This window comes from Amycolatopsis sp. NPDC059021 (genome assembly GCF_042739895.1).
GTDB lineage: Bacteria > Actinomycetota > Actinomycetes > Mycobacteriales > Pseudonocardiaceae > Amycolatopsis.
The window spans coordinates 17343-43047 of the sequence record NZ_JBHYIQ010000043.1 but is presented as its reverse complement, the minus strand read 5'-3'; the positions used below and the strand labels follow the sequence as shown (position 1 = coordinate 43047).

The 25705-nt window shown below is 69.7% G+C and carries 26 protein-coding genes; 17 read left to right on the top strand and 9 right to left on the bottom strand.

The features are described 5' to 3' along the window. Positions 1 to 96 precede the first annotated feature (96 nt). On the top strand, positions 97 to 1719 hold the full coding sequence (locus tag ACFWX1_RS24625) for a fibronectin type III domain-containing protein (RefSeq protein ID WP_378391008.1): 1623 nt from the start codon (positions 97 to 99) through the stop codon (positions 1717 to 1719). 97 nt (positions 1720 to 1816) lie between these two features. On the opposite strand, the gene ACFWX1_RS24620 is transcribed toward ACFWX1_RS24625, so the two are convergent. Further along, positions 1817 to 2431, bottom strand: a complete 615-nt coding sequence (locus tag ACFWX1_RS24620) for a class I SAM-dependent methyltransferase (RefSeq protein ID WP_378391006.1) — start codon at positions 2429 to 2431, stop codon at positions 1817 to 1819. A 130-nt stretch (positions 2432 to 2561) separates the two neighbouring features. On the opposite strand from ACFWX1_RS24620, the gene ACFWX1_RS24615 reads away from it, so the two are divergent. From ACFWX1_RS24615 to ACFWX1_RS24590, 6 genes are all read left to right on the top strand, one after another. Further along, on the top strand, positions 2562 to 3692 hold the full coding sequence (locus ACFWX1_RS24615) for an acyl-CoA dehydrogenase family protein (protein WP_378391004.1): 1131 nt from the start codon (positions 2562 to 2564) through the stop codon (positions 3690 to 3692). Then, positions 3692 to 4720 carry a methylthioribose-1-phosphate isomerase gene (locus tag ACFWX1_RS24610; RefSeq protein WP_378391002.1) on the top strand — a complete coding sequence of 343 codons (1029 nt, stop codon included), beginning with the start codon at positions 3692 to 3694 and terminating at the stop codon, positions 4718 to 4720. The genes ACFWX1_RS24615 and ACFWX1_RS24610 overlap by 1 nt, the downstream gene beginning before the upstream one ends. Beyond that, positions 4717 to 5430 (top strand): acireductone synthase, encoded by a 714-nt coding sequence (gene mtnC, locus ACFWX1_RS24605; protein ID WP_378391001.1) that lies wholly within the window; start codon positions 4717 to 4719, stop codon positions 5428 to 5430. Before ACFWX1_RS24610 ends, mtnC begins: the two co-directional genes overlap by 4 nt. Continuing rightward, on the top strand, positions 5427 to 6059 hold the full coding sequence (gene mtnB / locus ACFWX1_RS24600; RefSeq protein WP_378390999.1) for a methylthioribulose 1-phosphate dehydratase: 633 nt from the start codon (positions 5427 to 5429) through the stop codon (positions 6057 to 6059). The genes mtnC and mtnB overlap by 4 nt, the downstream gene beginning before the upstream one ends. Then, on the top strand, positions 6056 to 6634 hold the full coding sequence (locus tag ACFWX1_RS24595; RefSeq protein WP_378390997.1) for an acireductone dioxygenase: 579 nt from the start codon (positions 6056 to 6058) through the stop codon (positions 6632 to 6634). Before mtnB ends, ACFWX1_RS24595 begins: the two co-directional genes overlap by 4 nt. A 108-nt stretch (positions 6635 to 6742) precedes the next feature. Continuing rightward, complete coding sequence (locus ACFWX1_RS24590; protein ID WP_378390995.1) at positions 6743 to 8263, top strand: trypsin-like serine protease; 1521 nt, start codon at positions 6743 to 6745, stop codon at positions 8261 to 8263. A 17-nt stretch (positions 8264 to 8280) separates the two neighbouring features. Here the strand turns inward: ACFWX1_RS24590 and ACFWX1_RS24585 are convergent, their stop codons facing one another. The 3 genes from ACFWX1_RS24585 to ACFWX1_RS24575 all read right to left on the bottom strand — a co-directional run bounded on the left by ACFWX1_RS24585 (position 8281) and on the right by ACFWX1_RS24575 (position 9691). Continuing rightward, positions 8281 to 8715: an SUKH-3 domain-containing protein gene (locus ACFWX1_RS24585; protein WP_378390993.1), complete on the bottom strand. Its 435-nt coding sequence runs from the start codon at positions 8713 to 8715 to the stop codon at positions 8281 to 8283. Beyond that, a complete protein-coding gene (locus tag ACFWX1_RS24580) occupies positions 8712 to 9050 on the bottom strand; it encodes a hypothetical protein (protein ID WP_378390991.1) in 339 nt (112 codons plus the stop codon). Before ACFWX1_RS24580 ends, ACFWX1_RS24585 begins: the two co-directional genes overlap by 4 nt. A 62-nt stretch (positions 9051 to 9112) precedes the next feature. Further along, a complete protein-coding gene (locus tag ACFWX1_RS24575; protein ID WP_378390989.1) occupies positions 9113 to 9691 on the bottom strand; it encodes a hypothetical protein in 579 nt (192 codons plus the stop codon). Between the two features lie 414 nt (positions 9692 to 10105). On the opposite strand from ACFWX1_RS24575, the gene ACFWX1_RS24570 reads away from it, so the two are divergent. After that, positions 10106 to 11155 carry a YncE family protein gene (locus ACFWX1_RS24570; RefSeq protein ID WP_378390987.1) on the top strand — a complete coding sequence of 350 codons (1050 nt, stop codon included), beginning with the start codon at positions 10106 to 10108 and terminating at the stop codon, positions 11153 to 11155. 3 nt (positions 11156 to 11158) lie between these two features. Here the strand turns inward: ACFWX1_RS24570 and ACFWX1_RS24565 are convergent, their stop codons facing one another. After that, positions 11159 to 11770, bottom strand: coding sequence for a TetR/AcrR family transcriptional regulator (locus ACFWX1_RS24565; RefSeq protein ID WP_378390985.1), 612 nt, complete (start codon positions 11768 to 11770; stop codon positions 11159 to 11161). 11 nt (positions 11771 to 11781) lie between these two features. Beyond that, entirely contained in the window at positions 11782 to 12663 is an 882-nt protein-coding gene (locus tag ACFWX1_RS24560; protein WP_378390983.1) for a 3-hydroxyacyl-CoA dehydrogenase family protein, read from the bottom strand. A gap of 171 nt (positions 12664 to 12834) precedes the next feature. On the opposite strand from ACFWX1_RS24560, the gene ACFWX1_RS24555 reads away from it, so the two are divergent. Further along, complete coding sequence (locus tag ACFWX1_RS24555) at positions 12835 to 15093, top strand: LuxR C-terminal-related transcriptional regulator (RefSeq protein ID WP_378390981.1); 2259 nt, start codon at positions 12835 to 12837, stop codon at positions 15091 to 15093. A 36-nt stretch (positions 15094 to 15129) separates the two neighbouring features. Here ACFWX1_RS24555 and ACFWX1_RS24550 read toward each other — a convergent pair whose 3' ends face one another. Then, positions 15130 to 15834, bottom strand: a complete 705-nt coding sequence (locus ACFWX1_RS24550) for an esterase/lipase family protein (RefSeq protein ID WP_378390979.1) — start codon at positions 15832 to 15834, stop codon at positions 15130 to 15132. Positions 15835 to 15936: 102 nt separating this feature from the next. After that, positions 15937 to 16824, bottom strand: a complete 888-nt coding sequence (locus ACFWX1_RS24545) for a MurR/RpiR family transcriptional regulator (protein WP_378390977.1) — start codon at positions 16822 to 16824, stop codon at positions 15937 to 15939. A gap of 95 nt (positions 16825 to 16919) precedes the next feature. Here ACFWX1_RS24545 and ACFWX1_RS24540 point away from each other — a divergent pair, with 95 nt between their 5' ends. From ACFWX1_RS24540 to ACFWX1_RS24520, 5 genes are all read left to right on the top strand, one after another. Continuing rightward, the gene (locus ACFWX1_RS24540; RefSeq protein WP_378390975.1) at positions 16920 to 17666 is read left to right on the top strand and encodes an amino acid ABC transporter ATP-binding protein; all 747 of its coding nucleotides are present in this window, start codon (positions 16920 to 16922) and stop codon (positions 17664 to 17666) included. A gap of 24 nt (positions 17667 to 17690) precedes the next feature. Then, entirely contained in the window at positions 17691 to 18629 is a 939-nt protein-coding gene (locus ACFWX1_RS24535) for a transporter substrate-binding domain-containing protein (protein WP_378390973.1), read from the top strand. Positions 18630 to 18642: 13 nt separating this feature from the next. Beyond that, on the top strand, positions 18643 to 19287 hold the full coding sequence (locus tag ACFWX1_RS24530) for an amino acid ABC transporter permease (protein ID WP_378390971.1): 645 nt from the start codon (positions 18643 to 18645) through the stop codon (positions 19285 to 19287). Between the two features lie 76 nt (positions 19288 to 19363). Next, positions 19364 to 20185 (top strand): amino acid ABC transporter permease, encoded by an 822-nt coding sequence (locus ACFWX1_RS24525; RefSeq protein WP_378390969.1) that lies wholly within the window; start codon positions 19364 to 19366, stop codon positions 20183 to 20185. After that, positions 20182 to 21681 (top strand): serine hydrolase domain-containing protein, encoded by a 1500-nt coding sequence (locus ACFWX1_RS24520; RefSeq protein WP_378390967.1) that lies wholly within the window; start codon positions 20182 to 20184, stop codon positions 21679 to 21681. The genes ACFWX1_RS24525 and ACFWX1_RS24520 overlap by 4 nt, the downstream gene beginning before the upstream one ends. A gap of 69 nt (positions 21682 to 21750) precedes the next feature. On the opposite strand, the gene ACFWX1_RS24515 is transcribed toward ACFWX1_RS24520, so the two are convergent. Further along, positions 21751 to 23838, bottom strand: coding sequence for a phosphocholine-specific phospholipase C (locus ACFWX1_RS24515; RefSeq protein ID WP_378390965.1), 2088 nt, complete (start codon positions 23836 to 23838; stop codon positions 21751 to 21753). Between the two features lie 145 nt (positions 23839 to 23983). Here ACFWX1_RS24515 and ACFWX1_RS24510 point away from each other — a divergent pair, with 145 nt between their 5' ends. From ACFWX1_RS24510 to ACFWX1_RS24500, 3 genes are all read left to right on the top strand, one after another. After that, positions 23984 to 24832, top strand: a complete 849-nt coding sequence (locus tag ACFWX1_RS24510) for an NAD(P)-dependent oxidoreductase (protein WP_378391067.1) — start codon at positions 23984 to 23986, stop codon at positions 24830 to 24832. 112 nt (positions 24833 to 24944) lie between these two features. Further along, positions 24945 to 25343, top strand: a complete 399-nt coding sequence (locus ACFWX1_RS24505; protein WP_378390964.1) for a DUF948 domain-containing protein — start codon at positions 24945 to 24947, stop codon at positions 25341 to 25343. Then, positions 25340 to 25642: a hypothetical protein gene (locus ACFWX1_RS24500; protein ID WP_378390962.1), complete on the top strand. Its 303-nt coding sequence runs from the start codon at positions 25340 to 25342 to the stop codon at positions 25640 to 25642. The genes ACFWX1_RS24505 and ACFWX1_RS24500 overlap by 4 nt, the downstream gene beginning before the upstream one ends. Positions 25643 to 25705 lie beyond the last annotated feature (63 nt).

The window sequence follows — 25705 nt, the reverse complement described above, 5'->3', positions numbered from 1 at the left end:
TCTTGGGGAGCCCTTGGGATGCGCCTGGGGAGCTGGACGCCCGGCGTTCGCGTGGACGTCGGTCTCCCGGCATGCGCGTGGACGACCATCCGGCGCATGGAAATCCCGAGAACCGGCGTCCCCGACGCACTGGCCACCCGGCTGTCGATGGCCGAACAACACGAATACCTCAGCCGCCGCTCGATGCTCAAGGGCGCGGCCGCGGGCGGTGCCCTGCTCGCCGCGGGCCCGCTGCTGCTGTCCGGCACCGCCCACGCCGACGGCGCGAAGGTCGTCCCCGGCGGGCGGCACCTCGCGTTCGGCCGCAATCCGCGGACCTCGGTCCGGGTCGCCTGGCAGACCCCGGTCCGGGTCCGGAACCCGTTCCTGCGTATCGCCGGGGAGCACGGCGGCCGCACCGGATGGAGCCACCGCATCCCCGCCGAGACCCGTGCGCTGCACTCCGAGGTCGACGGCGTCATCGCGCCGTACGACCAGTACTACCTGCACGCCGAGGCGAACGGTCTCGTGCCCGGCCGCACCTACCGCTACGTCGTCGGGCACGACGGCTACGACCCGGCGAACGGGGACGGCGGCGCGGCCGCGATCTCGACGTTCACCACGGCGCCCGCCCGCGGGTTCCCGTGCGAGAAGTTCACCTTCACCGCCTTCGGCGACCAGGGGGTGACCGCCACGGCGCTCGCGCAGGACGGCGCCATCGCCCGGCAGAACCCGAAATTCCACCTCCTGGCGGGCGACATCGCCTACGCCGACCCGACCGGTGCCGGGCATCCGATCGGCGATCACGCCGACAAGGACCACGACATCTACGACCCGAAGGTCTGGGACGCCTACCTCGCCCAGATCGAGGCCGTCGCCGCGTCGGTGCCGTGGATGGTCACCACCGGCAACCACGACATGGAGGCGCTGTACTCGCCCGACGGCTACGGCGGCCAGCTCAAGCGCTGGGACTTCCCCGGCAGCGGTCCCGCCGACTGTCCCAGTGTGTACTCCTTCATCTACGGCAACGTCGGTGTCGTCTCGCTCGACGCCAACGACGTCTCGTACGAGATCCCGGCCAACCTCGGCTACTCGGGCGGCGGGCAGACCGCGTGGCTCAAGCGGCGCCTGCGCTACCTGCGGATGCAGCCCGACGTCGACTTCATCGTCGTGTTCTTCCACCACTGCGCCTACTCGACGACCAACCAGCACGCCTCGGACGGCGGCGTGCGCGACGAATGGGTGCCGCTGCTCGACGAGTACCACGTCGACCTGGTGATCAACGGGCACAACCACATCTACGAGCGCACCGACGCGCTGCGCGGCGGCCGGGTCACCCGCGCGGTGAAGATCGGCGACACCGTCGACCCCGACCGCGACGGCACGGTGTACGCGACCTGCGGCGGAGGCGGCAAGAGCGTCTACAGCTTCCCGGTGCCTGACACGTTCTCCGGCGAGTACCAGTCCTATCACTGGGTCGAGGACGGATCGAAGGTCACCGAGACCGTCGGGTGGTCTCGCGTGCGCTACACCGGGTATTCGTTCCTTGCCATCGACGTCCAGCCTGCCTGGCTCGGCCGCAAGACGACGCTGACCGTGCGCACCCTGCGCAACGACGGCGCCGAGATCGACCGGTTCACCTTGCGCCGCACCGCCGGGTTTCACACCGCCTTCGGCGGCTTCGGCGCCCAGCGTCAGCCCACCGCCACTGGCCTCGGCGCCGACCCCGGCGACGCCTGACGTATAACGACCTATACGGCTGGTCCGTGGGGGCCTCCCCGAGGGAGCCAGAGTCCCTCCGGGAGGCCCCCACGGAACGTGCGGGAGTGACGCTGCGCTACCCGGCCGGTTTTTCCCAGGTCAGGGAGTATCGGCGGAGCACGTGCCGCCGATAGCGGACGTGGGGCAGCAGTCGCCGCGCCGTAGCCCGCACCTGCGCGTAGCTCATCCGCGGGGACATCGCGGGCATTCCGTCCGGACCGTGCGCCCGGCGCAGTGCCTTGGTGATCCGCACGACCGGGGCCGCCGCGATCGTCATCGCCCAGTCTGCGGGATTCGCCTCCCTGGCCAGGCCGACCACCACCAGCGTGCCGCCGGGGCGAAGCAGTTCGCGCATGCGCGTGAGAGCCGCCTCGTAGTCCATGTGATGGATCGTGGCTACCGAGCAGATGAAGTCGTATCCCGCGGCAGGGAGATCGGCGGCGAGGAAGTCGCCTTCGAGGAACGCGAGACGCGGGGAGCCGTCGGCGAGTTCACGGGCGCGCGCGATCATCTCCGGCGAAGCGTCGATACCCGTGACGTGCCGCGCCGACCCGGCCAGCTTGCGCGCGAGCAGACCGTCCCCGCAGCCGACGTCGAGCGCCTCGGCGCATCCCTCGGGAACGGCGCGGAGGATGCCGGGGTGCCGGGCGACGTTGGTGTTCCAGTAGGGCTTCGGGTCGGCCTGCCGCATCGGATCATGGTAGGGACGCCGATCCGTTCTTTCGATGTGGTCCCCATGGAGCACTGAGATCGGTGTCACTCGCGCCACGGCCGCGTCGCGTGGGACGGTGGGACCACCCCGACGAGGTGGGAGGTGCACCGTGACCCAGCCGTGGCGTGACGCTGCCACGAAACTCGCCGACGTCCTGGCCGTTGACGCCGTCGAGCGCGACCAGGCCGGCAACGAGCCCGTGCGCGAGGTCGAGCTGCTGCGGCACTCGGGGCTGCTCACGCTGCTGGACACCGGGGGATGGGCGGCGGCCAACGAGGCCACCCGGATCGTGGCCGCGGCCGACGCGTCGGCCGGGCATCTGCTCGGCTACCACTACCTGCAGCTGTGGCGTGCCGGCTTGTTCGGGCAGCCGGTGGCGAGCGAGCCGGAGTGGTTCTGGGCCGGGGTCAGCAACCCGCTCGACGCCGCGTTGCGCCTGACCCCGTGCGGCGACGGCTTCACGCTCGAAGGGACCAAGACCTTCGCCACCGGGGCGTCGGTCGCCGACCGGCTGGTGGTGAGCGGAACCCGCGCCGACACCGCCGAGAAACTCACCTTCGTCGTGAACGCCCGCGCCCGCGGCGTGACGTTCACCGGTGACTGGGACAACATCGGGCAGCGGCTCACCGCGAGCGGCGGCGTGCGGTTCAGCGGCACCCGCGTCGACGCGGACGACGTGCTCGGCACTCAGCCGGAGAACCCCGCCGATCCCCGCTGTCCGCGGATCTCCTTGGCGGCGCTGGGTTTCCAGCTCATGCTCGCCCAGGTCTACGTCGGCACGGCGCTCGGTGCCCTCGACACCGCCGCCGCGTACACCCGCGACCGGAGCCGCGCATGGGTACTGTCCGATGTGGACTCCGCGGACGCGGATCCGTACGTGCTGGCCGGCTACGGCGAGCTGGTGGCCACGGCGCGGGCGGCCGGATTCGCGGTCGACGCCGCGGTGACGGCGCTCGGCCAGGCCGATGAGCGAGGCTGGGACCTCACGCACGAGGAGCGAGCGGAGGCCGCGATCGCGATTTCGGGCGCCAAGGTCGTGGCCAGCCGGGTCGCGGTCGAAGCGACGTCGAAGATCTTCGAGTTCACCGGCGCCCGTGCCACCGGAACGAAGTACGGGCTCGACCGGTTCTGGCGCAACGCGCGCACGCTGACCCTGCACGACCCCGTCGCCTACAAGGCGCGGGAGGTCGGCGACCACTTCCTGCGCGGCACGCGGCCCACACTGTCCGGGTACAGCTGATGTCGCTTCCCGTACTCGCCGACAGCGTCCGGCTGACCGCCGACGGCGTGCACATCCTCGACCGGCGAAAGTTCCCGCTCGAGCGGGAGTGGGTGCGCTGCGGCACCGCGGAAGACGTCGCCGTGGCCATCGAGGACATGGTCACGCAGTCGTCCGGCCCCTACTTCGCCGCGCTCGGCGCGATGGTGCTCGCCGCGCGCGAGGCGTCGGTGCTTCGACCCGCGGAAGCGCGTGCTTACCTCGGACGTGCCGCGGATCGTCTTGTCAGTACCCGGAAAACCAACAACCACCTCCGCAAGGCCGTCTGCTTCGTACTGTCCTCAGTGGACTCGGCGGGTTCGGTGTCGGGCACGGAGCTGGTCGCGGCGGCCGAGTCGGGGGCCCGGCTCGGCGACGAGCGGTACCGCGCCCGCAGTCGCGCACTCGGGACGTACACCGCGGAGCTCCTGCCCGCCGAGGCCACCGTGCTCACGCACTGCTGGGCCGATCTGTACCTGGTCGAGCTGGTCCTCGCCGCGCGGCGAGCGGGCAAGGAACCGGCGTTCGTCTGCACGGAAACGCGCCCGTACCTGCAGGGCACGCGCTTGACCGCGGAAACGCTGGGGGAGATGGACGTGGCCACGACCGTCGTCACCGACGGCATGGGCGCGGCGACGCTGGCCTCGGGGGAGATCACCGCGCTGGTCACCGCCGCCGACCGGGTCACGATGGACGGGCACGTGGTCAACAAGATCGGCACCCTCGGCCTCGCCGTCGCGGCGCACGCGTTCGGCGTCCCGTTCCACGCCATGGTGCAGGCGCCGGACCAGGCCGCGCGGACCGGCTCGGACGTCCCGCTCGAATACCGTGACGGCGAAGAGGTGCTGAGCGTGCTGGGCCACCGGGTCGCGAGCGAACGCGTCCGCGGCCGCTATCCCGCTTTCGACGTCACCCCACCGCGGTTCGTCACCACGGTGGTGACCGACCGGGGCGCGTTCGCCCCGGGACGGCTCGGCGAGTACTACGCAGAAGGGGAACCCAACCAGTGACCACCCTGACCGCCCGGTGGGCCGTGCTCGACATCGAGGGCACGCTGACGCCCACGAGCCAGGTGCACGTCGTGCTCTACGACTACGCGCGGCCGCGGCTCGGCCCGTGGATCGAGGAGCACCCGGGTGATCCCGAGGTCACCGCCGCCGTGACGCAGGCGCGGCACCTCGGCGGGCTGCCGGAGTCGGCGTCCACCGCCGAGGTCGTCGCGGTGTTGCACGGCTGGATGGACGAGGACCGCAAGGCCGCTCCGCTCAAGACGTTGCAGGGCCTGATCTGGCAGCGTGGGTACGCCGCGGGCGAACTGACCACCGAGTTCTTCGCCGACGTCGCGCCCGCGTTGCGTGCCTGGCACGGCGCGGGGGTACGGCTGGCGGTGTTCTCCTCGGGCTCGGTCGCCGGGCAGATCGCGTCGTTCTCCCGGACCACCGACGGCGACGTCACCGGGCTGTTCGAGGCGCACTTCGACACCGTCAACGCCGGGCCGAAGCGGGAGAAGCCCTCGTACCGGGCAATCACCTCCGCGCTCGGCGCCGACTCCGCCGACGTGGTGTTCTTCTCCGACGTCCCGGCCGAACTGGACGCCGCGGCGGCTGACGGCTGGCAGACCGTCGGTCTCGCGCGGGACGGCGAGCCGTACGGCGACGCGGACTTCGGCGCGCATCGGACGATCCGGTCCTTCGACGAGGTCGAGCTGGTGCCGCTGTGACAGCGCTGGAAGTGGCCGGTCGCGCGCTCGCCGCCGAGTCGGCGCGGTACGCCGGGATGGGCTGGATGCGGGGCACCTCCGGCAACCTGTCGGTGGTGCTGGGCCGCGACCCGCTGCGCCTCGCGGTCACCGTGAGCGGGCGCGACAAGGGTGAGCTGTCGATGGACGACGTCGTCCTGGTCGACGAGCACGGCGAGGCCGTCGCCGAGCAGCCCTTCCCGGAGAAGAGGCCCTCGGCCGAGGCCGGCCTGCACGCCCGCATCGCCGCCGTGTCCGGCGCGGGCGCCGTCGTGCACGTCCACGCACTCGCGCCGGTGGTGGCCGCCGAGCGCTGGCCGGACGGGGTGCCGCTGCGGGACCTGGAGATGCTCAAGGGCTTCGGGCGCTCCGCGCACGACGACCTGGTGACCGTGCCGGTGATCGCGAACGGTCAGGACATGCGCGCTCTGGGTGACGCGTTCGAGGCCGGCTTCGCGGCCGACACCCCGGCGCTGATCGTCGCGCGGCACGGCGTCTACGTCTGGGGCGACGATCTGCGGCAGGCGAGGCATCGGCTGGAATGCCTCGAGTGGTTGCTCCGGTTCACCGTGGAGACGACACTCGATGCTGGTGGAAGGGGAGTGCGATGACCTTGCTGACGGTGTGGCCGGACGACCGGCCCGAACAGGTCCGGCTGCGGACCGAGGACACCGAGACGATCGTCGCCGAGCTCAAGCGCCTCGGCGTGCGGTTCGAACGCTGGGAGGTCGTCGCGGACCTGCCGAGGGAGGCGACGCAGGAGGAGGTGCTCGCCGCCTACCGCGCGCGCATCGACCGCGTCATCGAGTCCGAGGGCTACCAGGTCGTCGACGCGATGCGGATGACCCCTTCGGACGACCCCGCCTGGGCGGGTGAAGCCGCCGCCGCGCGCCGGAAGTTCCTCGCCGAACACACCCACGACGACGATGAAGACCGCTTTTTCGCCCGCGGCTCCGGCGTGTTCTACCTGCACGTGGACGGCCAGGTGTACGCGATCCTGTGCGAGGCGGGCGACCTGCTGAGCGTCCCGGCGAACACCACGCACTGGTTCGACATGGGCACGCGCCCGGACTACATCTCGATCCGCTTCTTCCACGACGACGGCGGCTGGGTCGGCAATTTCACCGGCGCGACGCTGGCGGACGATTTCCCCGACTTCGACACCCTGACCGCTTCGCGTCGCTGAGTTTCGCGGTCGCTTTCTTAACCCGGTCGTGGACTTGTCGCCCGGCGGCTCCCGTAGCAATGTACGTGCCATAACGACGTATGTCCGCACGGGGAACGGGGAATACCGATGCCGGGGTTCCGGAGGTGGGGTGCGGTCTTCCTTGCCGCGATTCTCGTGGTCACGGCGACGGCGCCCGCCTCGGCGGATCCCGCGATCGTGGGCGGGCGTCCGGCCGCCCCCGACCAGTTCCCCTATCAGCTGAGTCTCTGGGGCGACGGTGTGTTCCAATGTGGAGCGTCGCTTGTGGACAGAGACGTCGTGCTCACCGCGGCGCACTGCGTGGTGCGGTACAACGGGGACGCGAACCGGGTGGTGATCCGGCACGGCAGCAACCGGCTCGACGGCGGCACCCCGGTCGCGGTCAGGAAGATCGTGGCGCACAAGCAGTTCAACCCCGACACGTATTTCAACGACATCGCGCTGCTGAAACTCGCGTCCGCGATGACGTACGACGCGCACACCCGGCCGGTCACCCTGGCCCCGGCGAACCAGGTCGTGCGCGTGGGCGAGACGCTCACCCTTTCCGGCTGGGGAAAGACGAGCTACCCCGGGGACAACCCGAACGACCTGCAGACCATCGGCCTGCGGGCACTCGACCTCCAGACCTGCGCGACGCGGCTCTCGTCGAAGGGGCCGGTCAGCACCGCCAGCCTCTGCACGACGAGCCCGGAAGGCCAGGGCGCCTGCAAAGGCGATTCCGGCGGTCCGCTCGTGACCGCGGCCGGAACCCAGGTGGGCATCGTTTCCTGGGGTGTCCACTGTGCACTGGGCTATCCGGACGTGTTCACCAGCGTAGGCTCCTACAGCGATTGGATCCGCGCGAAGCGGCTTGAGCTGGCCACGACCTGCGTGCCCACCGCGCCGATCTTCGCGGTCAACGACGACGTGCTGCTCTACGGGCACCCGGCGGCCACCGACGGCGGCCCGATGGCCCCGGACCGGACCGTCATCGGCAATGGCGGCTGGTCGGCCTTCACCCGGGTCGTCGCCGGGCCCGACGGGGTGCTCTACGGCCTCCGCGCCAACGGCGACGTCTATCGCTACCAGTGGACCGGCACCGGCTGGACCACCGACTCGCGCAAGCTCGTCGCCACCGGCTGGACCGGCTTCGACACCGATGCCACCCGCAATCGCGTCACGGTCGACGCCAACGGCGATTTCTACCTGGTGGCCCCCGACGGCAAGCTGACCCGCCGGAGCTATCAGCCTGCTTCGGGGACGTGGTCCAGCGAGACGATCGGCGCCGGCTGGAACGCCTACGACCTGATCACCGGAGCGGGCAAGGGTGTGCTTTACGCGCGTACCCCTGGCGGCCTGCTCTACCGCTTCGCCTACGACACCGCCACCAAACGCTGGACGCAGACCGAAAAGCTCGTGGGCAACGGCGGCTGGAACACGTTCCGCCGGATCTCCTCGGCCGGCGGCGACGTCCTCTACGCCGTGACCCGCGACGGTGACCTGCGGTGGTATCGGTACCTGCCCTACAGCGATACGTGGGACGATGGCCCCGTCACCATCGGCAACGGTGGGTGGCAACAGTTCACCGACGTCGAGACGCAGCGCAATGCTTGCGCCCTGCCGAGCTGATCGTCGCTGCGTCGGCGTCACAGTTCTCGAAGGAATCTGTTGGTCAGGACCAGATTGTCGAGACAGGAGAGCAGATCCTCACCGACTTCGCCGAACGCGTCGTCGAAACCGCCGAACCAGTGGCCGTTCTCGCCGAGGAGCAACATGAGGTACCCCCTGTTGGCCGCCCCTACGGGCACAAGGGTGGTACCCGCACGGGCCGAGTAGTCGGCAACCCATCCCGAGGCGGCTTGTGCGCAGATCGCGGCCGCGGAAAACCAGACGTCGTCGGGGGAACCGTCGCGTTCCCAGGTCAGGACGAGCCCCGAGTACTCGCGCAGGAAGTCGATCGCCGCGGGAAAGACCAGGTGCCCCTCCTCCCACAGGGCGCGCAGGTCTTCCCCGACCGACACGTCGCGGCCAGGTTTCCAGCCACCCCTTCTGAGCAACTCGGTCGCGGGCCGTTCGTTCATCGTGCGTCTATGGGGAGATGTGTTGCCGGATAGAGCAGGATCTCCGCGAGCGTCCACGGGTCCGTCACGGTGTCGAGCCTGTCGAACTCCGACATCTCGATGTCGATAGTGAAGGCCACCACGCCGCTCTCCTTCGTGCTTGTGCCGACGTAGCAGCGCCAGCAGGTGTGCGGCTCACCCCAGGCGCTCTCTGGGCAGATGGCAACCAGTACGACGTCCTTGATCTCCGCGCTGTGCGCCTCGGTCCACGCCGGGCGCCCAATGGCACTGGAGCCGAGCTTGCGAGCCCGCTTGCCGAGCTTCAGGAGACGAGTGGCCGAGACGGTCTTGACCACGCCCGGAACCGGAACACCGAGCAGCCCAGTCTGGGACTTACTGGTAGTGGAATCTGCCCCCATTACATCCTCGTTCTCTCCGACATGACTTGGTGACGATATTTCCCCAATTCCGGATCGAGTTTGTCGATCACCTTGCCAAAACCATTGACGTCGAGTGGGTGCATTATCTCGACGTTAAAGATGTCCCAGTAGGTGCCACCGATACTGCTGGCCCCAGGCTCTTCCGTCATTACTCGTCTGAGCACGTAAAGGCATCGAATGACGAGGTCTTGCTGCGCCGGCAAGTCTCTCAAACCTGGAAGAAGGTGTTCGCGGTAGAGCATATCGGCCAGCGCCGTATCACTGATAGGAAGAAGAAAACTGTCATGCGAGATTGCTCTTGTGATATCGCTCGCCATCTCTTCGAATATTCCCTGGCGAGCCTCGGGGACAACCATCCACAGCAAGTCTGCAAACCTGCTGATGCTCCATTTCATGATCCCGCGGTCGATCTGTTCTCGTCTGTCCTGCTCCACGTTGTCCAAGTCCACGGCGGATGCGAGGAAGCCGCCCTTTGGTACGCGATAAGAACCCCATGGCGTGGTAATAGTTGCCATATCGTTCTCGTCGCCCAGACCCGATGGACCCGTCGTGTTCATGGTAGAACTCTCCAGCCGCGTTATCTTGTCTCGCCAATACACGTGATCGCTGTGCGGTAAGTATTACGCCATTGGTGGTTTCCCGTCAAGTAGCGGGATGAGTTGGTCGCAGTAGCCAAGTACGTCGAAGGTGCACATTCCTCCCCGTATGCCCGGGTAATGGTTTCCGGTTACGGCGCCGGCGATCGCCGGCGCGACGAAGTCCAGTAGACCTAAACCATTTATGAATCCTCGGACGGTCGGCTTACGAACCTGAACTGGTCTACGTGGTTCCATTGGTGCATACTTCGCGTCTGATACCTCGCCGAAGATCGGGTGCTCATTGTCCGGCGGTATGGACCACTGGGGCGGCATTCGCTACATTCGAGTCACTCAGTCATGCAATCGCATGGTTCCACGGATGGGGAGACCGGGATGAGGACTATTTCGCGCGCGAAAACAACGGTGCTGGCCGTAGCGGCGAGCGCGGCTTTACTGGCGGGCGCACCGAGCGCGGACGCGAGTCCGCGCACCGGTTCGCTGGGACTTCCCGCCTACTCCGACCTGGTCGTCGACCAGGCGAACCACCACGTGTTCGTGAGCGGTGGGAAGACCGGCAACGGTGTCGTCGTCACCGACTTCCACGGCTGGGTGCGCAAGACCATCGACGGCCAGTTCGGCGCGTCCGGGCTGACGCTTTCGGCCGACGGTCGCACTCTGTACGTCGCGCTCGCGTCCGGTGACGCGATCTCCGCCATCGACACCACCACACTCACCGAGACCGCCCGTTATCCCACCGGCTCCCAGAGCTGCCCTGCCCACCTTGCCCGCACCGGGACCGTCGTGTGGTTCGGTTACGGGTGCGAGGAAGCGTGGAACGGTGGCATCGGCAAACTCGACACCGCCACCACCCCGCCCAGCGTCACCCTCGACGTGCAGGGCGCCAACGTCCATTTCCACCACGCACCACTGCTTGCCTCCCAGGCCGGAGACACCGGACCGCTCGTGGCGGGACAAGTGGAACTCAGCCAATCGGCCATCCATGTCTACGCCGTCACCGGAGGGAAGCTCGACGCCCGCGCCTCCGGCGCCGTCGTCGGCAGCGACCTGACCGACCTCGCCCTGTCCCCGGACGGCAAGACCATCTACACCGCCTCGGGATCTCGCGACGCAGTGGAAGCCTTCAACAGCGCCGATCTCACCCGCGCCGGCGCGTACCACACCGGGCAGTATCCGAACTCCGTGGCCGCCTCGCCGGATGGCAAGTACCTCGCGGGCGGCGTCCGCAACCCACGCGACGACGTCTACGTCTACAAGACCGGCGGAGCAGCTCCACTGTCCACACTGGACGCCTCGAGCGACGGCGTCCTCGCGCCCCGTGGCCTGGCGTGGAGCGCGGACGACGAGCGGCTGTTCGCGATCACCCGGCCCGCCAACGGATCGGCGCCCGCCCTGCGGGTGCTGGACTCTCCGGCCGACCGGTAACCGTCAGGAGTCCCCGTCGAGCATGGTCGTGGCAAAGGTGTCCACGACGCGCGGGACCGTGCGGGCGCGGAACGCGGTGGCCGGGGCGCCGTGGATGAGTTCCTGCGCGGTGGTTCCTTCGTGCAGGGCGGTGATCAGCAGGGCGATGTCACGCGCGTCGCCGGGGGAGAGGCCGGGCTGCAGGGTGGCGAGCAGGTCCGCCATCGCGGTGGTGAGCCGGTCCTCGTGCGGGGCGAGTTCGGCGGCGAGGCCGGGGTTGCGGGCGGCGTGGAGGGTGAACTCCATCGACACGAGAAACCATTGCCGGTCGTCGCGGCGGTGGGTGGCGAGGTGGTCCATGATGCGCCGGACGGGGTGGGCGCCGTCTTCGGCGATGTCGCGGGCGGCGCGTTCCAGGTCTTCGAGGATGCGGTCGATTTCCGTGTCGTACAGCGCCAGGAACAGCTGTTCCTTGCTGGGATAGTTGGAATAGAACGCGCCGCGGGTCAGGCCGGCGTGCCCGCAGATGTCGCTGATCGAGGTGGCATGGTAGCCGCGCTCGACGAACAGCGCCCGCGCGCTGCTCATCAAGGCGGCCACGGTCCTCGGGCGGGTCTTCGTCGGTGACTTCGGCATCGGATTCCTTGTCAGGCCGCGGAATTCGGGCTGGGGTAGTCGTCGTAGAACCCGGCACCGCTCTTGACGCCGAGGCGGCCGCGGGCGAGGTAGTCACGCAGCAGCACGCGCGGTCCTTCGGGGTACTCGGGGTGTTCGGCCGCGTAATGTTCCTCGATGTCGAGCACGACGTCCAGCCCCACCTGGTCCATCATCCGGAACGGGCCGCCGCGCGAGCCGGTGTTGACGCCGAACATCCCGTCCACGTCCTGGGGCGTGGCGACACCCTCGGCGACCACTTCGAGGCATTCGCGTTTGATGGCCGCCCACACCCGGTTGAAGATGAACCCGGTGCTCTCCTTGCGTGCCTCGAACGGGAAAACCCCGAACTCGGGGAGGGTCTTCAGCACGAAGTCGAGCACGTCCCGGTCGGTCTGCCCGCACGACATCACGTCGACCGCGTTCTGCGCCGGGGGCATGTAGAAGTGCGTGTTGAGCACGCGTTCCGGGTGTGCGACGTGATCGAGGAACAGGCGGCTCGCGTAGGACGACGAGTTGCTCGCCAGGATCGTGTCCGCGGCGGCGATTTCGTCCAGCTCGCCGAAGAGCCGCTTCTTCAGCTCGAGCCGCTCCGGGATCGCCTCGACGACCAGCCAGGCATCTTCGACGGCTTCGGCGAGGTCGCCACTGGCGATCACCGTGCCGGGCGTGCCGTTTTCGGTCCGGCCCGCGACCTCGGCGACGTTCTGCTCCACATAGGACACCGCGGCGTCGCGTTGCGGCTGGGCGAGGTCGTGGATCCGCACGGTGCCGCCGCGGGTGGCGAACATCAGCGCGATCCGGCGGCCGAGGGTTCCGGCGCCGATCACGGCCACCGGCCGGGACGCGTAGTCGGACGGGACGGCGAAGCTCATGGTGCTCAACTCCTTCGTACAGGACTCTCAAACGAGTACATCTCGTATCCGATACACATCGTACGCGTTTGAATGGGCAGGTCAACGCCCTGAATCGCAGGAGTGACGGAGGAGACTCGAGCGGCTAGGGTGGTCTGTCGATCAACGCGAGAACGGGCGTGGGACGTGGCGATGGGGCTGCCTGGGGTGGTGACCGGCCTGATCGGCAGGCGCCGGGAGACGGCCGAGGTCCGGTCGCGGCTCGGGCCCGGCCGGGTGCTGACCCTCGTCGGTCCTGGCGGCGTCGGCAAGACGCGGCTGGCCGTCGCGGTGGCCGGTGCCGTTCGCGACCGTGCCGGCGAAACCGTGTTCGTGGGGCTGGCCGAGCTGCGGGACGGCGCACTGCTGCCGACGCTCGTGGCGGACCGGCTGGGGCTGCAGGACCGCTCCGGCCAGCCCGCCCGGCGGGTGGTGCTCGACCATCTCCGCGATCGCGAAGCCGTGCTGGTACTCGACAACTGCGAGCACGTGGTCGAAGCGTGCGCGGAGTTCGTGGCGGCGGTGCTCGCCGAATGCCCGCGGGTGGCGTTGCTGGCGACCAGCAGGCAATCGCTCGGCGTCGCCGGGGAAAACCTCGTGCGGGTGGCCCCGTTGCCGGTGCCCGCGGACGACGTCGCCTGGACACCCGCCGCCCTCGCCCAGTACGACGGGATCCGCCTGTTCACCGAGCGCGCGACGGCCGTCCTCCCCACCTTCCGGATCACCGACGCGAACTGCGCCGACGTCGTGCGCGTGTGCCGCAGGCTGGACGGGCTGCCGCTGGCGATCGAACTGGCGGCGACCCGCATCCGGTCGTTGTCGCCGAAGCAGCTCGCCGAGCGGCTGACCCGCCGGCTGCCGTTGCTGACGACGGCACCGCGCACGGCGCCGGAGCGGCAGCAGACACTGCGGGCGGCCGTCGGCTGGAGCCACGAGCTGTGCTCGCCCGCCGAACAGGCGGTGTGGGCGCGGGCGTCGGTGTTCGCCGGATCCTTCGACCTCGACGCGGCGGAGGAGGTCTGTGGCGGCTCCGATGTCCCCGCGGCCGAGGTACTGGACGCGATCGACGGGCTGGTGGACAAGTCGGTGCTGATTCGCGAGGGAGATCAGGCCGACGTCGTCCGCTACCGCATGCTGGAGACCCTGCGCGAATACGGGCAGGAACAGCTGGAGCGCTCCGGCGAGCGGACCCGCGTGGCGCGGCTGCACCGCGACTGGATCGACCGGCTCACCGCCGCGGCCGACGCGGAATGGGTGAGCTCCCGGCAACTCGCCTGGATCGACCGGCTGCGCCGCGAGCACGGGAACCTCCGTGCGGCGCTGGACTGGTCGCTGGCCACCCCGGGCGAGGCGGGGGCGGCGCTGCGCATCGCCGGACGGCTCGACGAGTACTGGTCGCTGCGAGGATCGAGCGTCGAGGCGCGGACCTGGCTGGAACGCGCGCTGGCCGCGGCCGGGGACGACCATCCGGGGCGGGCACACGGGCTGGCGGTCTGCGCGCTGCACGCGCTGTGGCATTCCGACATGGCCGCGGCGGACGCGCTGCTCGCCGAGGCGGAGGCACTGGGCGGGGACGAGGTGACGCGGGCGCACCGCACCTACGTCGCCAGCTTGCTCGCGTTGATGCGGATCGAGCCGGTGACGCCCGAACTGGCCGCCGCCGCGATCGACGTGTTCCGCGCCCACGGCGAGATCCGCCGGGAACTGCATCCGTTGTTCATCCACGGCACTTCGATCGCCTATCTCGGCGATCTCGAGGCGGGGCGGCGCTCGTTGCGGCGGATGATGGAACTGAGCGAGGAACGCGGCGAGTCCTACTACCGGGCCATGGCGTTGTTCGGGATCACGGCCGTCGAGGTGGGGTACGGCGACATCGAGGTCGCCGACTCGGCCGCACGGGACGGGTTGTCCATCGCCGCGCTGATGCACAACCGGCTCGGCGAGGCCTACCGGCTGGAGTCCCTGGCCTGGGTGGCGGACGCGCGGGGCGAGTACGAGCGGGCCGCGACACTGTTCGGCATCGCGGCGACGGCGTGGGAAAGCGTCGGCGCCACCGCGGAGGTCGCCGTCGCGCTGCCGCACCGACGGCACGCGAAGTCCACCCGCAAGGCGCTCGGTGCGGACCGGTTCGCGGCGGCGTTCGCCGAGGGCCGCGCTATGGACGCCGGCCGGGCGATGCGGTTCGCGCTGGGCGACGCCGCCTGTCCATCCGCCGCCGTCGCCGAGGACGAGCTGACCAAGCGGGAGCGGGAGATCGCCGGGTTCGTCGCGAAAGGACTGTCCAATAGGGACATAGCGGCGGAGCTGGTCGTCTCGCCGCGGACCGTGGACGCCCACGTGCAGCACATCCTGACCAAGCTCGGCTTCCGCAATCGCGCGCAGATCGCCGCCTGGGTCGCCGGGCGGCGGTGAGCGGGAGGCGAGGGGCGCTTCCCGCTCACCGCCGCGTCACGCGGCGAGCAGTTTCCGCACGCTGTCGAGGACACCGGGATCGCGGAAGATGTTCGTGTGCGTGACTCCGGGCGTGGTGACCTCGATGTTGTCCGCACCGTCGAGCGGGGTGTTGGTCGGCGGCACGATGATGCGGTCGTTCCGCGTCCACAGGGTGGACCACTTCGTGCCCGCCGGGAGCGCCGGGGCGGCGTTGAGCTTCGTCAGCACCGCGGAGCCGGGCACCATCTCGCGGCAGGTCACGAAGACGGTGCACAGGTTCGCCATGGTGGTGCCCTTGTTCGCGCCGGACAAGGAGATCCAGTGATCGGTCACCCCGGCGCAGCCCGCGAACTTGACGCAGTAACGGCTGTTCAGGCCGCCCATCGAATGCGAGACGATGTCGGCCTTGGCCGCGCCGGTCTTGTTCAGCACGTCCCGCACGGTCTTGCCGAGCGCTTCGGCGGTGGTCACGTTCGACTGGGTGAACGTGTCATAGGTGATCGCGGTGATCTGGTCACCGGTGTAGCCGTCCTGGGCCAGTGCCTGTTTCAGGGCACCCCACATGGAGCCGTCTTCGGTGAATCCGTGGACGAGCACGATCGGGTTCCGGTGGTTGGGGAAGCCGGCCGCGGCCGACGAAGCGGGGGCGTGGGCGATCGAGACGGCGGCCAGGGCGGCGGCGAGGCCGAATGCCGCGACACTGCGGCGGAGGCGGTTCATCGTGTTTTCTCCTCGATGATCACAGGGCCTCCCAGCGTCGCCGCGCCGTGGCCTCCCGGCATCGGGAGAACTACCTAGAACGATGCGTACATCGCGGGCCTGTCAGTGGGGACGCTCGCCGAGTTCGCCGCGCAGCAGGGTGAGCAGCTCCGTGGTGGTCTTGGCGGTGTCCGACGTCCTCGCCGCGATCGTGTGGGTCAGCATGTCGGTGACGACCGACGCGGTGAGCGTTTCGCCGGTGAACTTCGTCGGCGAGTCCGGTGCCGGGAGCACGACCCGCACCCGGGAGGCGAGGCCGGTGGACAGCTTGCTCGTCACCAGCACGACGCCGGCGCCGGTGCGCTCGGCGTGGGAGATGATCATCTCGACGTCGCGGTTGTGCCGCGCCGGGACGTAGACCAGCACCGCGTCCTCGGCGGTCAGCGGGAGCAGCGCGTCGGCGAGCCGGAAGCCGGTGTCGGGGCAGTGGCGGGTCACCAGGCCCCGGCGGGCGAGGCGGAAAGCGGCGTATTCGGCGCACACCGAGGAAACGCCGAGGCCCCAGGTGAAGACCAGGCGGGCGCCGAGGAGCGCGTCCGCGGCGGCCTCGACGTCGGCGGGATCGAGCTGCCGATGGAGTTCCGTCAGCATTTCGACGCCGTCGGAGACGACGCGGTCGATCTGGTTCGACCCGGACGAGCCGATCTTCTCCATCGTCGTGCTGAGCCGGGTGGTGGGCTCGGTGCGCGTCGTCAGTGTCTGGCCGAGATGCCGTTTCAGCTCGGGCAGGCCGGAGTAGCCGAGTGCCTTGGCGGTGCGGACGACGGTCGCGTCGCTGGTCCCCGCGGCGCTGCCGAGATCGCCTGCCGACGAGAACAGCACGTCGTTCGGGTGCGCCAGCATGAACTGCGCGACCTGCCGTTCGGCGGGCTTGAGGTCGTCCAGCCGGGCGCGGACGTAGCCGTCGAAGTTGTCGCCGTCGGAGTGGTCGCTGTACGAAGTAGTAACCATGACACCCTTGACTTCGTCGTAGTGCTTACTACACACTGCTCACGCTTGACCCTGGATGTAGTAGACACTACACGTGAGCTCGACGAGGAGACCTCATGGACACCGATCGGCCCTTGGTGAAGCTCCGGGGCGTCCGGAAATCGTTCGGCGCGGCACGGGTGCTCACCGACATCGACCTCGACGTGCGCCGGGGCGAGGTCGTGGTGGTCATCGGCCCGTCCGGTTCCGGGAAATCGACGCTGTGCCGCTGCATCAACCGCCTCGAAACCGCCGACGAAGGCGTCATCGAGATCGACGGGAAAGCGCTTCCCCAGGAAGGGAAGGAGCTCGCGCGGCTGCGGGCCGACGTCGGCATGGTCTTCCAGTCCTTCAACCTCTTCGCGCACAAGACGGTCCGCGAGAACGTCATGCTCGGCCCGATCCGGGTCCGCGGGCTCAGCCGGGACGACGCGCGCGAGCGGGCCGACAAGCTGCTGGCCAGGGTCGGTGTGGGCGACCACGGCGACAAGTTCCCCGCGCAGCTTTCCGGCGGCCAGCAACAGCGCGTCGCGATCGCCCGCGCGCTGGCGATGGAACCGCAGGTGCTGCTGTTCGACGAACCGACCAGCGCGCTCGACCCGGAGATGATCCACGAGGTCCTCGACGTGATGACCACCCTCGCCGCCGAGGGGATGACCATGATCGTGGTGACCCACGAAATGGGCTTCGCCCGCAAGGCCGCCGACCGCGTCGTGTTCATGGCCGACGGCGGGATCGCCGAAGCGGGCGACCCGGCGACGTTCTTCGCCGATCCGAAGACCGCCCGCGCCCAGGAATTCCTCGCCCGCGTGCTCAGCCACTGAGTCGCGAAGAACAGAGAGAACGCGATGACCGAAGGAAGACTCGCCCGGCGCGACGTCGTCCGCGCCGCGCTGCTGACCGCGGGGGCGGTGCCGCTGCTGGCCGCGTGCGGGGGCCGCGCAGCCGCCCGCACCACCGGCAACAGCGCCTACGCCACGATCGACCAGACCGGCGCCGTCGAGCACGGCCCGGTCGGCACCGGCCTGCCGGAAACGCCCACGCTGCGCCGGATCCGCGACCGCGGTGTGCTGCTGCAGTCCGGTTCGGTGACCATGGCGGGCTTCGGGCTGATGAACCCGCGCACCGGCAGGATCACCGGCTTCGACGCCGGGATCGCCCAGCTGCTGGCGAAATATCTGCTCGGCAGGCCCGAGGTGGACACGATCACCGGCGGCGCGGACACCCGCGAAGCCATTCTGCAGAACCATTCCGTCGACGTCGCGGTGAGCACGTACACGATCAAGAAGAGCCGTGCGCGGCTGGTGAATTTCTCCGGCCCGTACTACATCGCGCGTTCCGGGGTGCTGGTCGCCGCGAACGGGCATGTCGTCAATGCGCTGAACGACCTGGCCGGGCAGGAGGTCGCCGTGCAGCCGGGCGCGGCAGAGGAGGCGTTGCGCGCGGGCTGTCCCGCGGCGAAACCCGTGGTGTTCGAGGAAAGCAGCCAGTGTTCGGCCGCCGTCCGGCAGGGCCGGGTGCACGCGTGGTCGGCGAACACGGCGATCCTGCTCGGCAAGGCCGCCGTCGACGGGCGCCTGCGGATGACGCCGGTGACGTTCGGCAGCAGCCCGTTCGGTATCGGGACGCCGAAGGACGATCCGGAGTTCAAGAAGATCGTCGTCGGGTTCCTGGAAAAGATCATGGCGGACGGGACCTGGCGGATGCTGTGGGAGCAGACCGTCGGCGTCCTCGCCGGCACCGCCGCGCCCGAACCGCCCAAGCTCGGGTCCGTCCCCGGTTCCTGAAAGGAGTTGAGAGATGTCAGTGCTTTTCGACCACGGCGGCGAAATCCTCGACGGCTTCTACGCCACGCTGCTGCTGACGGTGTGCGCGTTCCCGCTGGCGCTCGTCCTCGGCTCCGTCATGGCGATCTGCCGGATCAGCCCGGTGCGGCCGCTGCGGATACTGGGCCGCCTCTACGTCGATGTCGTGCGCAATTCGCCGTTGCTGCTCGTCGTCGTCCTGATCATCTTCGGCCTGCCCGACGCGGGCCTGCTCATCCCGTTGTTCTGGTGCCTGGTGCTGGGGCTCGGAATCTACTTCGGCGCCTACGTCTGCGAAACGGTCCGCTCCGGCATCCGCGCGGTGGATCGCGGGCAGGTCGAAGCCGCGCGGGCGATCGGCCTGCCGTTCGGCAGGGTCGTCACGGATGTGCTGCTGCCGCAGGCGTTCCGGGCGATGGTGCAACCGCTCGGCACGATCCTGATCAACACCGCGCTCGGCTCGGCGCTCGGTGCCGCGGTCGGCGTCGCGGAGCTGACGCTGGAGACCCGATCGTTCAATCTGGACACCGCGCAGCCGGTCCTGGCGTTCGCGGTCGCCGCGTGCGGGTATCTGGCCATCAATCTCGTCGTCAGCCTCGCCGTCCGGCTGATCGAGCGGAAAGCGCGGGTGCTGTCATGAGCGAAGCTTGCGAGCGAATCATGGATGTCATGCGCCAAAAAGGATTGAACACTGTCTCGCGGAGCGAGGCGATCGCATGAACGAAGATGTCCTCTTCGACGCGCTGGGACCCCGGGCGAAAGCGCGGCTGCGCATCGTTTCGGTGCTCTGCGGGCTGGTGCTGACCGCGATCGTGGTGGCGCTGCTGGTCCAGCTGGGCATTTCCGGTCAGCTCGACCCGGACCGCTGGGCGATGCTCGCCGACGGCGCGATCCTGCGTTTCCTCCTTCAGGGCCTGTGGATGACGCTCCTGGTCGGCCTGGTGTCGACGGCGTTTTCGGTGGTGCTCGGCGTTTTCCTCGCCCTCGGCAGGCTCAGCCGGACCCGGTGGCTCGGTATCCCGTCGGCCACCGTGATCGAGTTCTTCCGCGCGATGCCGCTGCTGCTGATCCTGTTCTTCTTCATGTTCGGGCTGCCGCTGCTCGGCGTGCGGATCCCGCTGTTCTGGCAGCTCGTGTGCGCGATCGTCGCGCACGCCGGGGCGATCTTCGCCGAGATCGTGCGTGCCGGGATCCTCGCGATCGGGCGGGGGCAGAGCGAGGCGGGCAAGGCGATCGGCCTGCGCCACTGGGAGGTGATGGCGTTCATCGTGCTCCCGCAGGCCGCGCGGGCGCTGACGCCGGCCCTGGTGAGCCAGATGGTGCGGGTGATCAAGGAATCCAGCCTCGGCTACGTCGTCGGACTCGCCGAACTGCTCAACAACGGCAAGGTGCTCAGCGAGTTCAGCGGCAACTTCATCCAGGCCTACGTCGGTGTCGGCGTGATCTACATCCTCGTCAACATCGCCCTTTCCCGGCTGGCCGAACGGCTCGCCGAGGGCAAGGGCTCCGTCAAACCCCGAGTACAGGAGCGTGCGTGAATTCCGCCGACCACCCGTTCACCGTCGCCACGCCGTCCGAGGCCGGAGTCGACGCCGACGCCGTCCGGCGGTTCGTCCGCCGGCTGGCCGCGGACGACGTCTCCCTCGACAGCCTGCTGATCCATCGCGGCGGCAAGCTGGTGCTCGACCAGTACTGGTGGCCGTACGCGGCCGAGCGGCCGCATATGACGCACTCGGCGACGAAGTCGTTCGTCGGCACCGCGGTCGGGTTCGCGCTGGCCGGAAAGCTCGTCCGGCTCGACGACACGCTGGTGTCGTTCTTCCCGGAGAAGGTGCCCGCGGACGCTTCGGACAACCTGCGCGCGATCACCGTCGAGGACCTGCTCACCATGCGCACCGGCCACCGCGTCGGGCTGTCGGGCAAGACGTGGCGGCTGCTGAAGACGAGCTGGGTCGAGGAGTTCCTGCGTGCCGAAGTGGAATTCCCGCCCGGCAAGACGTTCACCTACTCCAGTGCGACCTCGCACATGCTTTCGGCGATCGTGCAGCGCGTGAGCGGGGAGACCGTTTTCGACTACCTGACGCCGAGGCTGTTCGAGCCGCTGGGTTTTTCCGGGCACAGCTGGGACACCGACCCGGAAGGGATCTGCTCCGGGGGTAACGGGCTGAGCGTGCGCAGTATCGACTTTCTCAAATGGGGCGTCCTGCACCTGAACGACGGTGTGTGGGAAGGAAAGCGGATCCTGCCCGAGGGCTGGGTGCGCGCGGCCGCCGCGTGGCACGTCGAGAACGCCCACGCGGGCATGTGGAACGGGACGGAGTTCGTGCCGCAGGCCGCCGAAGACGCCGAAGAACGTCCGGAAGGCTACGGCTATCAGGTCTGGCTGGACACCGACGGCGCCTTCCGCGCGTCCGGGATGTTCGGCCAGGACGTGTTCGTGCTGCCCGCCCACGACGCCGTCGTGGTCACCACCGGCAGCATCCGGCACGGCCGCCACCGGCTGCTTTCCGCTCTGCTGCACGACGAACTGCTGCCCGCGTTCACCGGGACGCCGTCGTCCGCCGCCGATGAGCGGCTGGCCGCCGAGCTGGCTACTACCCATGACGCGCCCGTCGTCGCCTCGGTGACCCCGGCCGTCGATGTCGACGGCAAGCGATTTCGCTGTGCTACCAACGAAGACGGCCTCGACGCGATCTCGTTCCGTCGCGAGGGCGACGAGCTGGTTGTCACCCTGGAAGACGACCGCGGTGCCCATGACGTCCGATGTGGACTGTCCACTTGGGTCGAATCGCAGACCGGGGTCACCGGGTGGCGGCTGCACCACTCCTACCAGTCGGAGTCGATGCGTGTGCTCGCCGCCGCCCGGTGGACCACCCCGCGCGAGCTGACGCTCGACTGGTACTTCGTCGAATCGCCGTTCCACGACACGGTGACCGCCGAGTTCACCGCCGACGGGGGCCTGCGGTGGCACCGCCGCGCCAACGTCAACAGCGGCCCCACCGAACGCCCCGTCGTCACCGCCCGAGCGAGCTGAAGGGGACTTTCGTCGCATGCGATGCGCTGAAAGTCCCCTTCAGCACGTCTCGTGAGAGGAACGTCCCCTTCAGCTCACCGGGGTGACGCCGGGGCGGCCGTCCTCGACCCGGCCGGTCAGCGTGCGCAGGAAGGCCGGGTCGCCGTCGGCGGTCACGCGGAGGTCGTACCAGCCGTGCGCGCTCGGCCAGTCCACGGTCACCTTCCGCCCGGCCGGGACCCGCACCACCCGCGTCGGGCCGCCCTTCGACGACGTCAGCCGCAAGGTGACGGCCGACGCGCCCGAGTTCGCCAGCGTGAACTCGACACCGGACCGCCACGTCCGCAGCCGGGTCTGAACGTCCACTCCGGACGCGAGCCCGGTCCGGCTGCCCCGCAGCTCCCACCAGCCGCGGTTCGGGCCCTGCACGACGACGCGGTAGGCGTCGCCGGTCCACGACAGCGTTTCCGTCGCGGTCCCGCGCACGTCGCGGTGCGCGGGCTCGGGGAACTCGCCCGCGTACGGGTAGATCGCGAAGTGCGCCGACTCCCGGCCGCTGTTGGCCAGCCGCAGCGCGAGCTTCCCCGACGCGTCGAGGGTGCCGGAAACCGTTGCCTGGTAAGGGAGCGCGCGGGCCGGGCGGGTGCCGGGCTCGACGGCGGGCGGTTCCTGCTTCGCCGGGGCGTTCGGGTGCCAGCGGGCGATCGGCGCGGGCACCGGGCCCGGGTGCGCGAGCCGCGGCGGCCGTCCGGCACGGCCGAAGTCGAACGCGCCGGTCAGGTCGCCGGCGACGGTCCGCCGCCACGCGCTGATGTTCGGCTCGGCGACGCCGGTCCAGCGCTCCAGCAGCCGCAGCACCGATGTGTGGTCGTACACGGTGGAATCGACGAAGCCGCCGATCGTCCACGGGGACACGACCGTCATCGGCACCCGCGGCCCGAAGCCGAGCGGCTGGCCGTTGAAGTGGTCGGCGTCGTTCGCCGCGGTGCCGGGCGGGACCGGCGGCGGCACGTGGTCGAAATAGCCGTCGTTCTCGTCGAAGTTGACCAGCAGCACGGTCTTCGACCAGGTGTCGTGGTCGGCGGCGAGCGCGTCGAGCAGGTCGTAGATGAGGTTCGCGGAACCGGCCGGAGTGGACGCGCCGGGGTGCTCGGAGTCGGCGGCCGAGGGCACCAGCCAGCTCACCCGCGGCAGCCTGCGGGCCTTGATGTCCGCGCGCACCCGGGACACCAGCGTCTTCGGCTCGCTGCGGTACATCGCCTTTTCGAACAGGCTCCGCTCGGCCGGGCTCAGTTTGGCGACCCCGGCGTCGAACTCGGCCCGCAGCTGCTTGCGTTCCGCCTCGGACTTCTTGGGGAGCGTGTCGTAGAACTCCTCGGTGGTGCGGAACTTCTGCGACACGGACGCGAGGATCTTCGCGCCGATCTTCTTGAACGGCTTGAAGTACTCGACCGGATTGTCGGTGAAGTTGTCCCATTCCTGGTAGATCCGCCACGACACGCCCGCGGCCTCCAGCCGCTCCGGATATGTCGTCCAGTCGTAGCCGGCGTGGTCGTAGGAATAGGCGGCGTTCGTCACCGCGCGGCTGGTGCTGCCCGGTTCGAACCCGACCGTGCCCGTCCACAGGAAGTTCCGGTTCGGATTGGTCGAGCCGAAGATCGAACAGTGGTAGGCGTCGCACAGGGTGAACGTGTCGGCCAGTTCGTACTGCAGCGCGATGTCGGCGCGGTCGTAGTAGGTCATCGTCGCCGGGCTCTTGGCGGCGATCCAGCCGTTGTTCCAGCCGCGTGCCCACGCCTTGCCGGTGCCCGCCCAGCTGTGGTCGAGGTCGCCGAGGTACTGGATGTCCGAGGCGCCCCGCCCCTCGCGCTCGGCCTCCTTGCGCAGCGAGAACGGCAGTACCGTGCCACCGGCCGGGTTCGGCTGCTCGAACACCGGGCGGCCGCCGGGCAGCTCCAGCGGATGGGTGTCGCCGAAGCCGCGGATGCCGCGCAGCGTGCCGTAGTAGTGGTCGAACGACCGGTTCTCCTGCATCAGGATCACGACGTGCTCGACGGCGTCGAGGCCGCCACGGCGCATCGGCTCGGCCATGGCCGCGTGGACGGACGGGGGCAGCAGCGAGCCGGCGACGGCCGCTCCGGTGACGCCGAGGACGCGGCGGCGGGACAGTTCAGGCATGCCGGGAACCCTTGCCGAGCAAGGTGAACGGCACAAGAACCGGAAGGGTCGCTTTCCCCGGCGGACGGGGACGCTTCGCCGCGTGGTCCACCGAACTGTGCCCGATCGGCTGCGCGGAGTCATCACGTTCGGCACCATGGAGTACATGACGACGATCGGCTTCCTCGGCACCGGGATCATGGGCCACGCGATGGCCGCCAACCTCGTCCGCGCCGGACACGACGTCCGCGTGTGGAACCGCACCCGCGCCAAGGCCGAGCCGCTGGCGGAGCTCGGCGCGCGGGTCGTCGACGATCCGGCCGAGGCGGCCGAAGGCGCCGGCACCCTCGTCACCATGCTCGCCGACGGTCCCGCGGTGGCCGAAGCGTTCGAAGCGGCCGCGGTCGCGCCCGGCACGTTGTGGCTGCAGACCAGCACGGTCGGCGTCGACTGGACCACCCGGCTCGCCGAGGCGGCCGAGAAGTGCGGGGCGGCGTTCGTCGACGCGCCGGTACTCGGCACCAAGCAGCCCGCCGAGAAGGGCCAGCTCGTCGTGCTGGCCTCCGGGCCGGAGGCGCTCGCCGAACGCGCCGCGCCGGTGTTCGACACCATCGGCTCACGCACGATCTGGGTCGGGCCGGTCGGCTCCGGCACCAAGCTGAAGCTCGTCGCGAACGCGTGGGTGCTCGCGCTGACCAACGCGACCGCGGAAAGCCTCGGCCTCGCCCGCGCGCTGGGCGTCGACCCGACGTTGTTCCTGGAGACGATCAAGGGCGGCGGCCTCGACGTCGGCTACGCGCATGTGAAGGGCGGCGCGATGCTGGCGGGGGAATACCCGGCGTCGTTCCCGGCGAGCCTCGCGGCGAAGGACGCGCGGCTGGTGCTCGAGGCGGGCGGCGACGCCGTCGACCTCGGCGGCGCGCGGGCGACACTGGCACACCTGGAGATCACCCTCGCCGCCGGGCACGGCGCCGAGGACATGGCCGCCCTCTACCGGGCGGTGGTCCGCGACTGATGGGACAGCCCGGCTGCGCTGCGTGACCATGGGGCGGGGCGCGGGCAACGGGGTGTCGTCCAGGCGGTAACCTCACGGGCACCACAGACCGTGCAACCCCCGAGGAGGGCCCGTGACGCTGGGGCAGCTCGCCGCGCTCATCGCCGCAGGGGCTTTCGTAGTGCTGGTAGTGCTGCTCGTGCGCCCGCTGTACAAGCTCGGCCGCACGCTGGACGAAGCCACCATCGCGATCCGCAAGGCTCACGAGAACACCGACCCGCTGCTGCTCGGGGCGAACGAGACGATCACGCACGTCAACACCCAGCTCGAGCGGGTCGACGGCATCACCGCGAACGCGCAGGCCGTCAGCGGCAACGTCTCGGCGCTGTCCTCGGTGTTCACCGCGACGCTCGGCAGCCCGCTGGTGAAGACCGCGGCGCTGTCCTACGGCATCACCAAGGCCATCAAGGCGCGCCGGAAGAAGAAGGAAGAGAAGGCCGCGCGCCCCGCCCGGCGGAGGGGACGCAAATGAGGCGCCTCTTCTGGCTCGGGCTCGGCGTCGTCGCCGGCGTCGCGCTCTCCCGCAAGGCCACCGAAACGGCTCGCCAGGCCACCCCGGCGGGGTTAGCATCGAACCTGGGCGACGCCGTGCGTGAGCTGGCCGGCGCCGTCGGTTCGTTCGGCGCCGAGGTGCGCGCCGGGATGAGCGAACGGGAACAGGAGCTGCACGACATGGTCGAGGAACGGACCGGCTACTCCGCGCCGGTGGCGGGCGGCAGGCACGCCGCCGCACAGCGCCCCGTCCGGCGAGCTCGCCGGGCGGAGGGCTGACGCGGCCGCGCCCGCGACCCGAGGCCCTTCGCCGCCGCCGTCGTTCCCCCCTACCCGGCCGGG